This window comes from Pseudomonas sp. CDFA 610 (assembly GCF_021147865.1).
In the GTDB taxonomy this organism is placed as follows: domain Bacteria; phylum Pseudomonadota; class Gammaproteobacteria; order Pseudomonadales; family Pseudomonadaceae; genus Aquipseudomonas; species Aquipseudomonas alliivorans.
Genome location: NZ_JAGTPM010000002.1, coordinates 376,210 through 391,586, shown reverse-complemented (window position 1 = coordinate 391,586; position 15,377 = coordinate 376,210). Strand labels below are relative to the sequence as shown.

The 15,377-nt window shown below is 59.9% G+C and carries 11 protein-coding genes; 7 read left to right on the top strand and 4 right to left on the bottom strand.

Features of this window, described 5'->3' with window-relative positions:
* The first annotated feature begins 184 nt into the window (after positions 1–184).
* A complete protein-coding gene (locus KDX39_RS04760) occupies positions 185–3,427 on the top strand; it encodes a retention module-containing protein (RefSeq protein ID WP_231659561.1) in 3,243 nt (1,080 codons plus the stop codon).
* A gap of 54 nt (positions 3,428–3,481) precedes the next feature.
* Here KDX39_RS04760 and KDX39_RS04755 read toward each other — a convergent pair whose 3' ends face one another.
* Both KDX39_RS04755 and KDX39_RS04750 read right to left on the bottom strand, forming a co-directional pair.
* Positions 3,482–3,883 (bottom strand): YbaN family protein, encoded by a 402-nt coding sequence (locus tag KDX39_RS04755; RefSeq protein WP_231659560.1) that lies wholly within the window; start codon positions 3,881–3,883, stop codon positions 3,482–3,484.
* 10 nt (positions 3,884–3,893) lie between these two features.
* Positions 3,894–4,481: a UPF0149 family protein gene (locus KDX39_RS04750; RefSeq protein WP_099229971.1), complete on the bottom strand. Its 588-nt coding sequence runs from the start codon at positions 4,479–4,481 to the stop codon at positions 3,894–3,896.
* 175 nt (positions 4,482–4,656) lie between these two features.
* On the opposite strand from KDX39_RS04750, the gene recQ reads away from it, so the two are divergent.
* From recQ to KDX39_RS04735, 3 genes are all read left to right on the top strand, one after another.
* The gene (gene recQ, locus KDX39_RS04745; protein WP_231659559.1) at positions 4,657–6,786 is read left to right on the top strand and encodes a DNA helicase RecQ; all 2,130 of its coding nucleotides are present in this window, start codon (positions 4,657–4,659) and stop codon (positions 6,784–6,786) included.
* 91 nt (positions 6,787–6,877) lie between these two features.
* On the top strand, positions 6,878–7,312 hold the full coding sequence (locus KDX39_RS04740) for a MarR family transcriptional regulator (RefSeq protein WP_231659558.1): 435 nt from the start codon (positions 6,878–6,880) through the stop codon (positions 7,310–7,312).
* Between the two features lie 95 nt (positions 7,313–7,407).
* Entirely contained in the window at positions 7,408–9,576 is a 2,169-nt protein-coding gene (locus KDX39_RS04735; protein WP_231659557.1) for a FimV/HubP family polar landmark protein, read from the top strand.
* A 117-nt stretch (positions 9,577–9,693) separates the two neighbouring features.
* On the opposite strand, the gene KDX39_RS04730 is transcribed toward KDX39_RS04735, so the two are convergent.
* Both KDX39_RS04730 and KDX39_RS04725 read right to left on the bottom strand, forming a co-directional pair.
* Positions 9,694–10,104, bottom strand: a complete 411-nt coding sequence (locus tag KDX39_RS04730; RefSeq protein WP_029241573.1) for a PA2817 family protein — start codon at positions 10,102–10,104, stop codon at positions 9,694–9,696.
* Between the two features lie 96 nt (positions 10,105–10,200).
* Positions 10,201–12,648 (bottom strand): acyl-CoA dehydrogenase, encoded by a 2,448-nt coding sequence (locus KDX39_RS04725; RefSeq protein ID WP_231659556.1) that lies wholly within the window; start codon positions 12,646–12,648, stop codon positions 10,201–10,203.
* Between the two features lie 162 nt (positions 12,649–12,810).
* Between KDX39_RS04725 and KDX39_RS04720 the strand changes: the two genes are divergently transcribed.
* From KDX39_RS04720 to KDX39_RS04710, 3 genes are all read left to right on the top strand, one after another.
* Positions 12,811–13,434 carry a glutathione S-transferase family protein gene (locus tag KDX39_RS04720; RefSeq protein ID WP_231659555.1) on the top strand — a complete coding sequence of 208 codons (624 nt, stop codon included), beginning with the start codon at positions 12,811–12,813 and terminating at the stop codon, positions 13,432–13,434.
* 159 nt (positions 13,435–13,593) lie between these two features.
* Complete coding sequence (locus KDX39_RS04715; RefSeq protein WP_231659554.1) at positions 13,594–14,526, top strand: ABC transporter ATP-binding protein; 933 nt, start codon at positions 13,594–13,596, stop codon at positions 14,524–14,526.
* Complete coding sequence (locus KDX39_RS04710; RefSeq protein WP_099229982.1) at positions 14,523–15,311, top strand: ABC transporter permease; 789 nt, start codon at positions 14,523–14,525, stop codon at positions 15,309–15,311. The genes KDX39_RS04715 and KDX39_RS04710 overlap by 4 nt, the downstream gene beginning before the upstream one ends.
* The last annotated feature ends 66 nt before the right edge of the window (positions 15,312–15,377 follow it).

Below are 15,377 nucleotides of genomic sequence, written 5' to 3'. Positions count from 1 at the left end.
GGTACATGACGAAATATTGTCAGGCCTCTTTTTGCCCATGATGCAGGTCCGACCAGGCGGAATGAATCGGGTGTCGGTATTTTGGCGATCATTTTTTTTCAGCACCGAGGCGTTACACGCGTACCGAAGTCGAACGTGTTGCCAGGCAGTGACAGCGCTGATCATCACGACAGTGGAGAAGCCCATGGCGAGCGTCATCGGAACAGTGTGGAGCGTATCGGGCGATGTATTTGCGGTGGCAGCAGACGGTTCAAAGAGGCTGCTGGTCGCCGGTAATCGCGTGTTTGTGGGCGAGCAGGTGCAGACAGGATCTGACGGGGCTGTCGCCGTCCGGCTGGAGAGCGGTCGCGAGCTGACCTTGGGGCGTGACAGTCGCGTGTTGCTTGATGCGGCCGTGCTCGACGATCAGGCGCCGCATGTGGAAACCCTTGATCCGCAGACACCGACACTCGGTATCGTGACTGTCGATGATCGCGGGCCGTCGAGTGAGTCTGAAGCCAATACAGGCGGTGGAGGGCACACCGTCGTCATGCTCAGCGCAACCGGCGGCGAGGTTCTGCCCGTGGTCGGCTTCGCCACCGAGGGCTTGGTGATGACACCGATCTTTCCCGAAGGACGTGACGGTTTCGCGCGCGGCGGCGGTGATATCGGAGCACCGCCCGATGACGTGATTCCACCTGCGCCTGAGCCGCCCTTCATCGAGCCGCCGGTCACTGAGCCACCCATCACAGAGCCACCCATCACAGAGCCGCCGGTCACCGAACCCCCGGTGCCCCCGACAGAACTGCCTGTAGAGCCACCGACTGAGCCACCGATCGAACCGCCTGAGCCCCCCGTCGAGCCTCCGGTTGATCACTGCGTCTGCGTATCGGACAGCGAACTGGCGCTTCATGAAGCCAACCTGTGCGCAGGCTCTGCGCCCGATCCGGCCGCGTTGACCCAGAGCGGCAGCTTCATCGTCAGGGCGCCTGACGGGCTGCAGAGTCTGGTGGTGGGCGGCATCGAGATTGTCAGGGACGGGGCTGTGATGGACTTTTCCCAACCTGTGCTGACTGCGTTGGGCAACAGCCTGAGCATTACCGGCTACGACCCGGTCAGTGGCCAGATCACTTACAGCTACACCTTGCTCAATCCGTTCATGCACCCGGACGGCGAGGGTCCCGATACACTGGGCGAAACCATCGAGGTGGTGGCCGTTGATCGCGATGGCGACATGGGTACCGGGCAGTTGGAGATTGTCATTGTCGACGACCAGCCGCTCGCCGCCGATGTCTCGCTGACGGTAACACCCGTGCCGCAAGACTCGAACCTGCTGTTGATCATCGACAGCTCCGACAGCATGAAAGGCGCTTCCGGTATCGATGGCCTGTCACGTCTGGACCTGGCCAAACAGGCGCTCAACCAGTTGCTCGATCAGTACGCCGCCATGGGTGAGGTACGGGTGCAGATTGTGACCTTCAACAGTCAGGCCGACCTGCCCGGTTCGGTCTGGGTCGATGTCGCCACTGCCCGAGACATCATCAACGCACTGGAGGCCGGCAACGGCACCAACTACGACGCAGCACTGGCGGCCGCGCAGCATGCGTTTTTCAGCGCTGGCAGTCTGACGGGTGCGCAGAATCTGGCGTACTTTCTGTCGGACGGCAACCCGACGCTGTCCCCGGAGCATTCCGAACCCAACCACCAGCCCGACCCGAGCCAGGGCGACGGCATCGATGCCGATGAACAGGCGATCTGGACGGCCTTTCTCGATGCTCACGGCATCAAGTCGTTTGCCATCGGCATCGGCAGCGACGTCAGCCAGACATACCTGGACCCTATCGCCCATGATGGCCAGTCCGGCAACGACATGCGCTCGGTAATCGTTCTGAAACCGCGTGAACTGAATGCCGTGCTCAGTGGCACGGTTCAAGGCAATACCGAAGGCAGCCTGCTCGCCGGCGGCACATTCGGTGCCGACGGCGGCTTCGTCAAGGTGCTGATGGTCGACGGGGTGGCCTACACCTATGACCGAAGCGGGCAGGGCAGCATCAGCGGCAGTGCGGGGCAGGCACATTTCGACAACAGCGCTCGTACCGTCACCCTGATCACCCAGGCGGGCGGCACCCTGATGGTTGATATGGAAAGCGGCGCATTCAGTTATACGCCGAGCGGTTCCCTGACACCCGTTACGGAAAAGATCGGTTATGTGCTCAGTGATCATGACGGCGACCTGGCGGGCGCAACGCTATGGATTCACGTGCAGCCACCCGCCCCGACTCCTTCGCCCGAAGCCTTGGATGATCACATCATCACCAACATTCTCGCCCCGAGCATCGAGGTGCCTGCCGCAGCGTTGCTGGCCAACGATCATTCGCGAAACGGTGATCCGCTGAGCGCGGCGACAACCACGTTTCAGACCGGCTGGCGGGATGCCGGTTCAGACTTCGCGTCGCCGCGGCTGAACACCCTTCAGTTCTGTGGACAGGAAGATGTGTTGGAAAACCAGATCAGGGACCTGCAGCGTTCGGATTTTCATGTCACTCATGCGGCGACTGCAACCGTGCTGCTCAGCGGTTATCTCGGTGCTTGGCAAGGTGACACGTTCAATCATCAGGATCTGTACAGCGTTAAACTGAGGGCGGGCGAAACGCTGACGGTCGATACCCGTCAGCTTTCCGATCAGGTCGGGCTGGCGTGGCAGATGGACAATGGCGAATTTCACAGTCTGGCGGCGAATGGATCGTTCACCGCCAGCGAGGACAGCACCTACCGCCTGATTCTGATCCACCAGCCTGACCCTGGCGTGCCGAATGAAGGGCTGAACTACCAGTTGGGTCTGAGCATCGACTACCGTCAGGTTAATACCACCCCAAGTTATCAGGGCAGCTATGCCATTCAGGACGCGCATGGCCGTCAGGATTCGGCGGCCGTGATTATCGATTACCAGCATGGTCCCACGTTGATCGGCACCGATGGCGACGACGTACTGCTTGCGGCAGGCGGCAAGGACTACCTGAACGGCGGCAACGGTCATGATGTGCTGATCGGTGGGCAGGGTGACGACGTGCTGACGGGCGGTGATGGGCAGGACCGGTTCATATGGCTGGCGGGCGACACGGGCCATGATCGGGTGACGGACTTCGACGTCGGTGTCGATAGCCTCGATTTGTCCCAGCTCTTGCAGGGCATGGGTGCGAAGGCTGAAACATTGCAGGACTTACTGCATCTACGGGTCAATGGCGTTGGCACGCAATCGGTTTCGACCATTGAAGTGGGCGTGGATGCGAGTCATCCGAGCCAGAGCATCGAGCTTGCGGGCGTCGACCTGGCCGCGCAGTTCGGCGTCACGCCGGGAGCTGATGGCTGGATAGGCGCAGGTGCAGACACGGCGACCATCATCAACGGCATGCTGAGTGATCATTCGTTGAAGGTGGATGTGGTTTAGCGCACTGTTTCCGGCAAACACTTGGCGGTGTGAGGTTCAACAAGGTTCAGGACCTCACTGCCTGCGCAACGTCTTCTGCCTGAGGATATAAACCGTCACCAGCACCGCACTGACCAACATGAAGCCACGAGCCCACGGCAGAGGAACCAGATAGCAGGACAGTCTGATGCTGGCCCACATCGTGCCAATCGCGTAGACCTTGCCCTTGAGAGGAATGCCGCGGCCTTCAAGGTAGTCCTTGATCCAGGGACCAAGCCGCTTGTGGTTGACCAGCCAGTGATAGAAGCGGGGAGAGCTGCGAGCAAAACATGCGGCAGCCAGTAGCAGAAAAGGCGTTGTGGGCAGCACCGGAAGCACGATCCCGACAACGCCCAGCGCAACGCTCAGCCAGCCGACGCCCAATAGAAAATAGCGCACCGACCGATGACGGCTGGTGCGCGTCGACGCCTGCGCCATAGGCGCGGACTCAGTGGTGGCGGGGTTTGAGAATTGCCGGCTTCTCATCCGGAGCCTGGCACAGCAGGTACAGTGCCGTCAGCGCTTCCGGAATCTGCACGATCATGTCGTCCATCAGGTTGGCGTCCTGAGCGATATCGGAGAATTCCGGTTGCTCGTCGAACAGACCCGAACCGACCATGATAGGCAGCAGCATCTCGCTGACTTCGTCCTCGGCGCTTTCGAACCAGGCGTTTTCACGCAGGAACACGCCTTCCATGAAGCCGATGCACCAGCCACGCAGATCCGAATCATCCGGGTCGTCGCCCAGGTCCAGATCGCACGGCAGTTCGAACTCTTCATCCGACGCCAACTGGCGGGCGATGTGCGCCTGCAGTGCAACGAGAGTGGCTTCGATCTCGACGCGCTGTGCGTCGCTTGCGTAGTGCGGCGGCTCGGAAAACAGGGCATCGATCCACTCGCGCTCCGGCACTGGTTCGGAACAGATCGACAGGGCGGTCAGGTAGCCATGAGCGGCCACGTAGTCCAGTGCTTCTTCGTGCAGTTCATCTGCATCGAGGAAGACTTGCAGGCGGGTTAGTTGCTCAGCGAAGGACATGGACGCACTACCTTGGAAATAAACGATGCTGAATTCTAGGCCCTGAGCGCCTGTGGCGCCAGCGCGGCGGCCCAATGCAGTTAATTTCGACCACTCATGTCCCAGTCATCCATTGCCTGTGAGTGCTCGGGTATACTCCCCGGTTTGCAGTGCAGCAGGACAATCTGGGGTTTTTATGCTCGAACAGGCACAACGCGTACTTAAAGACATCTTCGGCTACGACAGCTTCCGTGGTCGCCAGGGTGCCATTATCGAACGTGTAGCCAACGGCGGTGATGCACTGGTGCTGATGCCGACCGGCGGTGGCAAGTCCCTGTGTTTCCAGGTTCCCGGCCTGTTGCGCGATGGCCTGTGTGTCGTGGTGTCGCCGCTTATCGCATTGATGGACGATCAGGTCGCGACCCTCGAGGAACTCGGTGTTTCTGCCGCTGCGCTCAATTCGACACTCAGTGCCGAGCAGCAGCGCGACCTGGCCAACCGGATTCGTCAGGGCGAAGTCAAAATGCTTTATCTGGCGCCGGAACGTCTCGTTCAGCCGCGCATGCTGTCCTTTCTGCAAAACCTCGATATCGCGCTGTTCGCCATTGATGAAGCGCACTGCGTTTCTCAATGGGGACATGATTTCCGTCCCGAGTACCTGCAACTGGGTCAACTCGCCGAACTGTTCCCCAGCGTTCCGCGCATCGCCCTGACGGCCACTGCCGACAAGCGGACCCGTGAAGAAATCGTCACGCGTCTGCATCTGCAGAACGCCGAGCGGTTTCTGTCCAGTTTCGACCGCCCCAACATCTTCTATCGCATCGTGCCCAAGGAATCGCCGCGCAAGCAGTTGCTGGCGTTTCTGTCCGAGCGGCGCAGTGATGCAGGCATCGTCTATTGCCTGTCGCGCAAGAAAGTCGACGAGGTCGCGGTTTTCCTCAGCGAGAACGGCTATCCGGCACTGCCGTATCACGCGGGACTGCCTTCCGAAACCCGTGCCGCCAATCAGAAGCGCTTCCTTAATGAAGAAGGCCTGATCATGGTCGCGACCATCGCATTCGGCATGGGCATCGACAAGCCCAACGTACGCTTTGTCGCGCACATGGACCTGCCCAAGTCGCTGGAAGCCTACTATCAGGAAACCGGCCGGGCAGGGCGTGACGGTCTGCCAGCGGATGCCTGGATGGCATACGGTCTGCAGGACGTGCTGATGCTCAAGCAGATGCTGCAGAACTCCGAAGGTGACGAGCGGCACAAGCGGCTCGAACACCACAAGCTCGACGCCATGCTGGCGCTTTGTGAAGAAACCCGCTGCCGTCGCCAGACGCTGCTGGCCTACTTTGACGAGGACATGCCCAACCCCTGCGGTCACTGCGACAATTGTGTCGATGGCGTACAGACCTGGGACGCCACCGAGCCTGCACGTCAGGCGCTGTCGGCCATTTATCGCACTGGCCAGCGCTATGGTGTGGGGCATCTGGTGGACGTTCTGCTCGGCAAGTCCAATGACAAGGTCGAAAGTTTCGGTCATCAGCACCTGTCGGTGTTCGGTGTCGGCAAGGCGCGCTCCGAGGGTGAGTGGCGCTCATTGTTCCGGCAACTGGTCGCGCGCGGTCTGGCGGACATCGATCTGGAAGGCTACGGCGGCCTGCGTCTGAGTGATACCTGCCGCCCGCTGCTGCGCGGTGAGGTCACACTGGAACTGCGTCGCGACCTCAAGCCGCAGACCTCCGCCAAGAGCCATTCCGGCAGCCCGGCCAGTCAACTGGTGCGAGGCGAGGAGCGCGAGCAGTGGGAAGCCCTGCGCTCGCTGCGCCGCAAGCTGGCCGAAGAACACGCAGTGCCGCCTTACGTCATTTTCCCGGATTCGACTCTGCTGGAAATGCTGCGCAGCAAGCCCGGTTCAATGGCCGAAATGGCCCGCGTCGGCGGTGTCGGCGCGCGCAAGCTGGAACGTTACGGCGAGGCGTTTCTGGAAGTGCTCAGCGGCAAGGCCGAAGCGCCCCGAGTGGTCACTGACCTGCGTCACGAGCTGATCAGTCTGGCGCACGCCGGCATGACCCCGGCACAGATTGCCGGCCAGTTGCAGTGCTCGGAAAAGAATGTCTACACCCTGCTCGCCGAAGCCATCGGCAAACAGCAACTGTCCGTTGAACAGGCGCTGGATCTGCCCGAAGACCTGCTGGGCGAAATTCAGGATGCGTTTCTGGACGGAGAAGGCGAGCTGCCTCCGGTTTCTTCGGTGATCGAACAATTCACTGGGCGTGTTCCTGAAGGTGTGCTGTATTGCGTGCGCGCCGCCCTGCAATCCGAGTTCGAGATGTAGGGCCTGCGACGAGACGCCACGGTCGGGCGCTTGCCTGTTTGCAAGGAGCATGCTTAGCTCGCTAATAGTTAGATTTGATCACGAGTGCTCTATGCCATTGACTGATGAACATCGTTTCGGGATGCAACTCGCACAGATTTCCCGAGGCTGGCGGGCCGAACTGGATCGTCGTCTCGCAGGTCTGGGCCTGTCTCAGGCCCGCTGGCTGGTGTTGCTGCATCTTGCCCGCTTTGGTGAGGCACCTACCCAGCGTGAACTGGCCCAAAGTGTCGGCGTCGAGGGACCGACCCTCGCACGATTGCTCGATAGCCTTGAAAGCCAGGGACTGGTGCAGCGTCAGGCGGTGCTTGAGGATCGCCGGGCGAAGAAAATCGTGCTCTGTGATACCGCCCTGCCATTGATCGAACAGATCGAAACCATCGCCAACGTGCTGCGGATCGAACTCTTTGAGGGCGTTGATGAGGAAGACCTGCGGGTGTGCGTGCGCGTGCATTCGCGAATTCTGGCCAATCTCGAAAGATCCTGAGACGAGGCTGCGAGTTCTCCCCCATACTCTTGCAACGGATAGTGAAGTTCATCGGGACAGGTGAGAGGCCTGCTGTGGTTTCCATAAGGGTTAGCATGCTGAAGAGTTCTCAGGCGAGTTCGGGTCGCACCGTCGGTCATGGTTTTTACGCACGCGTGATGGCGGCGTCTGTCGTGGCTTCAACACTGGTTTATTCATCGCTGGCATCAGCGTTGGGGCTGGGCGAAATAACCCTGCATTCGGCGCTCAACCAGCCGTTGAATGCCGAGATTACGCTGCTGGAAACCGAAGGTCTGAGCCCCGACGATGTGGTGGCCAGGCTGGCCTCGCCGGAGGCGTTTGCCAAGGCCGGCGTCGAGCGCGTGTTCTTTCTCAATGATCTGCGTTTCACCCCTGTTCTGAATGGCGGGCGTGGCGTGATCCGGGTGGTTTCGCACAAGCCGGTCACCGAACCTTACCTGAGCTTCCTCGTGCAGTTGTCCCGCCCCAATGGCGATCTGCTGCACGAATACACGGTCCTGCTTGATCCTGCCACGTCGCCCGAGGGCGTCGCCGCAACCCGCAGTCGTAACACGCAGCGCACTGCACAGTCGGCGGCAACTGAATCACGCATGCCGGTTGCGCCGCCAGCCGCTGTTCAGGGCAAATACTACAAGGTAGTCAGCGGCGACACCCTCAACGCCATTGCTGCGCGCGTTCAGGGCCGGGGCAGCAAGGTTTCGACCACCCAGATGGCCGATGGCATTCGGCTTCTCAATCCTCAGGTGTTCGCCCAGGGAGCAGGTTTGAAACCTGGACAGGACCTTCTGCTGCCTGATTCGGCCGTGCAGCCCACGGCCAGCCCTTCGGTAGCCAGTCCCGCAGCGCCAGCGGTGCAACCTGCCGAAGTCCGGGAGGCAGCCGAACAGATGGCGACCGCAGCCATCGAAACCCAGCAATTGACCCGGGAGCTCGAAGAACTCAAGGCGCAGACCGCAGATCTTCAGGATCAGTTGGTTGGCAAGGACAAGCAGATCACAGCGCTTCGTACCGATCTCGCGCAGGCTCAGTCCGCCACGAGCACAGCGGCCACACCGTCGCCCGCAGTCTTGCCTGTTCAACAGCCGGTTGTGGCAGCGGCTCCCAGCGAACCCTTCGTCAGTATTCCGGTCCTGCTGGCCGGACTGCTGATCATCCTGCTGCTCCTGGCATTTGCCTATACCAGAAGACGCCAGCAACGTATTCAGAGCGTGACACCTGCCGTAACACCGGACGACTCCCTGATCAAACCCGCTCAGGCTGCGGTGCTTCCTGTGTTCGAAGTGCCTGCGGTCGCGCCAGCAGTCGCACCCGTCGTGGCCAAATCGTCGTCATCACAACGCATGGCGGGCGCAGCGCCCGATGCACTGGACGGCGTCAGTATCTATATTGCCTACGGGCGTTTCAGTGAAGCGATTGGCATCCTGCGCAGTGCGCTTGAAAAACAGCCGGATCGCGAAGACATTCGCATCAGGCTGCTCGAATTGCTGGCCGAGCAGGGCGACAGTGCCGGGTTTGCTGCCGAGGAACGTTCCGCTCTGCAGCACGGTGTGACCCCGCAAGCCATTCAGGATATTCGTGAGCGTCATCCGCAGCTCAAGGCCCGTGAGGCGCTCACTGCATCGACGGTATTGCCCGCCACCGCTGTCGGGGCCGTTTCGCTGGCCAAGAGCGCTTCCGAGTCAAAAGACGACGATGTGCCTGATTCTGTTTCAGAACAGGAACAGCCCGCCATTACGCAGTTGGACGAAACCACCGCAGCAGCGCTGAATCCTGAGCCGTCAGACGAGTTCCAGTTGAACCTGGACGAACTGTCGATGGATGCTGACTGGGACCTGGTCGATCCGTTTGATGCGCCGCCTGCCCGCACCCAACCTGTCGTTCAACCTGAGGTAGACCCTGGATTTTCTTCGGATCTGAATCAATTGCCCGAAGTGTTCGAACTGTCCGACGAGCAATTCCTCAGCGACTTCTCCGAGTCGGATGCAGTCGAGCCCATCGAAGTGATTCCGCCATCGGCTGTCGACGATTTGAGCGATGACTTCCTTGACAGCTTCATGAGCGACGATTCTGACTTCGACCTGCTGGACCTCGATGAACCGCCCTTGAGCCAGATCAATCAGGCTCAAGTGTTGATCGAAGACGGGGATATCGAGTCGGCCCGTGAAATCCTGTTGCAGGTGATCGCCGAGTCTGACGAAGAACATCAGCGTCTGGCGCGGGAACTGTTGGCAGGGATCAGTTGAGAGACGTCGTTGCGCTTTGCGCTCAACGTTACGTCCCACTGATCGTGCCAACGCGGAGCGTTGGCACGATCAGTATTGGCTCGCGACTGTGAAGCCTGCGTCACGGGACTGAGTCGCTCAGTGCTTGCTGCCTTGAGTCGACATTGCCAGCAACTGCTTCTCCTGATTCCAGTCGAACGGCTCATCGTTCTGCTCGGCCTCATACCGGCGTTCTTCGAGCGCCTGATACAGGTCGATTTCATCGTCCGGCATGAAATGCAGACAGTCACCTGCGAAGAACCACAGAAGGTCGCGCGGCACCAGATGGGCGATTTGTGGGTAGCGCTGGATCACCTGACACAGAATGTCCTGGCCCAGGTACTGGCTTTCGATAGGGTCTTGCGGCAATTGCTCGACCAGTTCGTCGAAGCGCTCCATGAATAATGCATGGCTTTCTTCGGGAACCTGCTCGGCCTCGCCCAGCGCGACCAGAATACTGCGCAGGTGCGCAAGCAGACCGAGATGGTGGTCGAGAGTGGCGTCGGCCATGATGTAATCCTCAAATGCAAAAACAGGCGCGAGAGTATAAAGCTCTGCGCGCCTGTTTTGTGGATCAACTGACCTGCGAGGGTCAGGTCGGGTCAATCAGCGAATCTTGCCCGCTGTATGCGTCAGCTCTTCCTTGTCGAAATCATCCACGTCGATCACCTTGCGACGCGCCGCTTCAGCGCTTTTCAGCGTCTGCGCCTCGTCAGCCTGCAGCACCCCGACACGCAACGCAGCATCGATGAGTGGCTCGCCGGCTTCTGGCAGCACCTGCCCACCTTTGACGGCAACCTGGAGCTTTTTGTGCAGCGGATACGCGGCACTTAGCAGATCGCTGGCGTGTTGCAGCGCGCCAACCGGATCTTTGGCCGATTGCGGGCGGTAGCAGCCTGCAAGTAACTCTTCCAGCGTCGGATCGCCCTTGGCGCGTCCCAGCACTTGAGCCACTTCGGCATCGAGCTTGTCGGACGGACCTTTGTGACGACGGCCGAACGGGAAGACGATGACCCGTAGCAGGCCGCCGAGAATGCGGTTCGGGAAGTTGCTGAGGATTTCATCCATCGCCCGCTCCGAATGCCCCAGGCTTTCTTCCATGGCCCAGCGGAACAACGGGCTCATGTGATCCGGCGAACCCAGGTCGTGGTAACGCTTGAGGGACGCGGAAGCCAGATACAGATGGCTGAGCACGTCGCCCAGACGGGCCGACAGGCGCTCGCGGCGTTTCAGTTCGCCACCCAGCAGCATCATGCTCAGGTCTGCCAGCATGGCGAACGCCGCGGCCTGACGATTCAGCGCTCTGAAGTAGCCTTGGCTCAGGCTGTCGCCCGGCGCACGCTCGAAATGCCCAAAGCCCAGGTTCAGGACCAACGTGCTCGCCGCGTTGCTGACCGCAAAGCCGATATGTTTGAGCAGCAGGGTGTCGAACTCGATCAGTGCGTTGTCGTGGTCTGTGCGCCCGGCCAGTGCCATTTCCTTGAGCACGAACGGATGGCAGCGAATCGCGCCCTGGCCGAAAATCATCAGGTTACGCGATAAAATGTTTGCCCCTTCGACCGTAATGAAGATGGGAGCGCCTTGCCAGTTGCGGCCCAGGTAGTTGTTCGGGCCCATGATGATGCCCTTGCCGCCATGCACGTCCATGGCGTGGCCGATGCATTCACGGCCGCGCTCCGTCAGGTGGTATTTGAGGATGGCCGACAGGACCGATGGCTTTTCGCCCAGATCCACGGCGTTGGCGGTCAGCATCCGCGCACTGTCCATCAGCCAAGCATTGCCGCCGATGCGCGCGAGCGCTTCCTGAATACCTTCGAATGCCGACAGCGGCACGTTGAACTGCTCGCGCACCTTGGCGTACTGACCTGTCACCAGGCTGGTGTATTTGGCCGCGCCGGTGCCCACAGCGGGTAGCGAGATCGAGCGACCCACCGACAGGCAGTTCATCAGCATCATCCAGCCCTTGCCCAGCATGGGCTGACCACCAATCAGATAGCTCAGCGGGATGAACACGTCCTTGCCGGAGTTGGGGCCGTTCATGAACGCAGCGCCCAGTGGCACGTGACGACGACCGATCTCGACGCCCGGTGTGTCAGTCGGAATCAGCGCCAGGCTGATGCCCAGGTCTTCTTCCTCGCCCAACAGGTGCTCAGGGTCGTAGGCCTTGAACGCGAGACCGAGCAGCGTGGCAACCGGACCCAGTGTGATGTAGCGCTTTTCCCAGGTCAGACGCAGGCCAATCACTTCTTCGCCTTGCCAGTCGCCCTTGCAGATAATACCGGTGTCCGGCATCGCGCCAGCATCGGAGCCCGCCAGCGGGCCGGTCAGTGCGAAGCAAGGGATGTCGTCGCCACGCGCCAGACGGGGCAGGTAGTGGTTGCGCTGTTCGTCGGTGCCGTAATGAAGCAACAGTTCCGCAGGACCGAGGGAGTTGGGGACCATCACGGTCGAGGCCAGGTCACCGCTGCGAGTCGCCAGCTTCATGGCGATCTGCGAATGGGCGTAAGCCGAGAAACCCTTGCCGCCGAATTCTTTAGGGATAATCAACGCGAAGAAGCCGTGCTGCTTGATGTGCTCCCAGGCTTGCGGCGGAAGGTCCATGGCCTGCCCGATTTCCCAGTCACTGACCATGGCACACAACGCTTCGGTCGGGCCGTTGATAAATGCCTGTTCTTCTTCGGTCAGTTGCACTTTCGGATAGGCAAGCAATTTGTCCCAGTCGGGACGTCCGCTGAACAGCTCACCGTCCCACCACACAGTCCCGGCATCGATGGCGTCACGCTCGGTCTCGGACATCGGTGGCAGGACTTTCCTGAACCAATTGAACATCGGCGCCGTGAAATGTTTGCGGCGCAGGTCAGGCAGGATCATCGGTATGAAGATCGCCAGCCACAATATCCAGAAAATCGTCAACAGCCAGCCCGGTGCATGGCTGAAAATGCCCATCGCCAGCAGGTAGACCGCGACTACGCCCAGTGCAGGGAGCGGGTCGGTACGTCGATGGGCCAGCCAGGCAATGCCCACGACCAGCACAACAATCCACAACAGCAGCATACGTATTCCTCCGTGATGAACGCCGCTCTGGCAGCGATCAAGAACTGGTCGCCAGGCAGTGGTGGGGCGACATCGATAGTGACCCTGTCCCGACAAGGAAGTTGCCGGCGGATCGGGTAGACTGAGTAGTCAGTTTTTCACAGCCACTGCGAGGGGAACGCAATGCTCACGATATGGGGACGGAAGAATTCAAGCAATGTGCGCAAAGCGCTCTGGATTGCCGAGGAAGTCGGGGTTCCTTACGAAACCCGGGATGCCGGCGGCGCGTTCGGGCTGGTCAACGAGGCGGCATATCGCAGCAAGAACCCCAACGGCCGTATTCCCATGATTGAAGACGGCGATTTCGTGCTCTGGGAATCCAATGCCATCGTGCGTTACCTTGCAGCCCGTCACGCGCCGGATTCCGACCTGTACCCCTCCGATCTGCAAACCAGAGCGCAAGCGGACAAATGGATGGACTGGACCACTTCAACCATTGCGACGCCCTTTATCCCGGTATTCTGGGGCGTGTTGCGCACGTCGGCTGACAAGCAGGACTGGAACGCCATCAACGAAGGCATCACTCACCTGCACAGCCTGTTGCTGGTCGCAGACGAGGCCTTGTCCCGCCAGCCCTACCTGTCGGGTGAGGCGTTCGGCATGGGCGACATTCCGCTGGGCTGTTTTGCCTACGCCTGGTTTGAAATGCCGATTGAACGTCCGCCGCTGCCTCACCTCCAAGCCTGGTATGAACGCCTCAAGACGCGTCCAGCGTACCGCAGGGCGGTGATGAGTCCGTTGACCTGATCGCCAGCTTTTCATGGCGCTTCGATATTTACTATTAACAAATGTGTCTGTACTTGAACGACCCGGCCAAGCACCATTGCGTGATCGGGTGTCAGTGACGCGCACAGCGGCTTTCAGCCCACCCCATTCTTTCTATTCTGATTTGGTACTTTTCCCGATATGTCTTCTGCTCTGTCCATCCGGCAGCTAACCAAAACCTACGGCAACGGTTTCCAGGCCCTGAGTGGTATCGACCTGGACGTCGCCGAAGGTGATTTCTTCGCCTTGCTCGGCCCCAACGGCGCAGGCAAATCCACCACGATCGGCATCATCTCGACGCTGGTCAACAAGACCAGCGGTACGGTGAAAATCTTCGGCCATGACCTGGACCGCGAGCCTGCTGCGCTCAAACGCTCCATCGGTGTCGTGCCGCAGGAATTCAACTTCAATCAGTTCGAGAAAACCTTCGACATCGTCGTTACCCAGGCCGGTTACTACGGCATTCCGGCGAAGATCGCGAAGGAACGCGCCGAACAGTACCTGACCCAACTGGGCCTCTGGGACAAGCGCGACGTGCCTTCCCGTTCGCTGTCCGGTGGCATGAAGCGTCGTCTGATGATCGCCCGTGCGCTGATTCACGAGCCGCGCCTGCTGATTCTCGACGAGCCGACCGCAGGTGTGGACATCGAATTGCGCCGTTCCATGTGGACGTTCCTGACCGAACTGAACCGCAAGGGCATCACCATCATTCTGACCACGCACTATCTGGAAGAGGCCGAGCAGTTGTGCCGCAACATAGGCATCATCGATCACGGCACGATTGTGCAGAACACCAGCATGAAGCAACTGCTCAGCACCCTGACCGTCGAGACGTTCCTGCTCGACCTCAAGGCGAACTGGCAGAGCGCGCCGCAACTGCCCGGTTTCCCCAGCCGTCTGCTTGATAGCCATACGCTGGAAGTGCAGGTCGACAAGAACGTGGGCATCACCGCGCTGTTCAGCCAACTGGCTGCACAAAATATAGAAGTGCTGAGCCTGCGCAATAAATCCAATCGCCTTGAGGAGTTGTTCGTGTCCCTAGTGGAAAAAAACCTGGCGAAGGTGGCGCTATGACTGCCGAGACTGGCGAGCTGCGCCCCAATCTGGTCGCCCTCAAAACCATCGTTTTTCGTGAAGTCCATCGTTTCATGCGCATCTGGCCGCAGACCCTGCTGCCGCCTGCGATCACCATGGTCCTGTACTTTGTCATCTTCGGTAACCTGATCGGTCGCCAGATTGGTGACATGGGCGGCTTCACCTACATGCAGTACATCGTGCCGGGACTGATCATGATGTCGGTGATCACCAACTCCTATGGCAACGTGGTCTCGAGCTTCTTCGGTGCCAAGTTCCAGCACTCGATCGAAGAACTGATGGTGTCGCCTGTATCACCGCACACTATTCTGGTGGGCTATACACTGGGCGGCGTGCTGCGCGGCCTGATGGTTGGCTTCATTGTGACCATGCTGTCGATGTTCTTCACCGACTTACAGGTCCATCACCTTGGCGTGACCATCGTGGTTGTCGTACTGACCGCAACGATCTTCTCGCTACTGGGTTTCATCAACGCCGTTTTCGCACGCAACTTCGACGATATCTCGATTATCCCGACCTTTGTGCTGACCCCGTTGACCTACCTCGGTGGCGTGTTCTACTCAATCAACCTGTTGCCGCCTTTCTGGCAGACCGTGTCGCTGGCCAACCCGGTCCTGCACATGGTCAACGCTTTTCGCTACGGCATTCTGGGTGTTTCCGACATCAAGATCAGCATCGCCCTGGCGTTCATGATCGTCGCCACGTTCGTGCTGTATTTCGGTTGCGCACGGTTGCTGGTGAGTGGGCGTGGTATGCGTCAGTAACATTTCCGACATTGGCCCGCCACACGGCGGGCTGATGAGTCCGCAAGACTGCCTTTTCAAATTCTG

Excerpts from the sequence above, each read along its gene's own strand:
- KDX39_RS04725 (WP_231659556.1), bottom strand. The coding sequence starts at position 12,648 with ATGCTGCTGTTGTGGATTGTTGTGCTGGTCGTGGGCATTGCCTGGCTG.
- KDX39_RS04720 (WP_231659555.1), top strand. The coding sequence starts at position 12,811 with ATGCTCACGATATGGGGACGGAAGAATTCAAGCAATGTGCGCAAAGCG.
- KDX39_RS04710 (WP_099229982.1), top strand. The coding sequence starts at position 14,523 with ATGACTGCCGAGACTGGCGAGCTGCGCCCCAATCTGGTCGCCCTCAAA.
- KDX39_RS04740 (WP_231659558.1), top strand. The coding sequence starts at position 6,878 with ATGCCATTGACTGATGAACATCGTTTCGGGATGCAACTCGCACAGATT.
- recQ (WP_231659559.1), top strand. The coding sequence starts at position 4,657 with ATGCTCGAACAGGCACAACGCGTACTTAAAGACATCTTCGGCTACGAC.
- KDX39_RS04760 (WP_231659561.1), top strand. The coding sequence starts at position 185 with ATGGCGAGCGTCATCGGAACAGTGTGGAGCGTATCGGGCGATGTATTT.
- KDX39_RS04750 (WP_099229971.1), bottom strand. The coding sequence starts at position 4,481 with ATGTCCTTCGCTGAGCAACTAACCCGCCTGCAAGTCTTCCTCGATGCA.
- KDX39_RS04730 (WP_029241573.1), bottom strand. The coding sequence starts at position 10,104 with ATGGCCGACGCCACTCTCGACCACCATCTCGGTCTGCTTGCGCACCTG.
- KDX39_RS04715 (WP_231659554.1), top strand. The coding sequence starts at position 13,594 with ATGTCTTCTGCTCTGTCCATCCGGCAGCTAACCAAAACCTACGGCAAC.
- KDX39_RS04755 (WP_231659560.1), bottom strand. The coding sequence starts at position 3,883 with ATGGCGCAGGCGTCGACGCGCACCAGCCGTCATCGGTCGGTGCGCTAT.
- KDX39_RS04735 (WP_231659557.1), top strand. The coding sequence starts at position 7,408 with ATGCTGAAGAGTTCTCAGGCGAGTTCGGGTCGCACCGTCGGTCATGGT.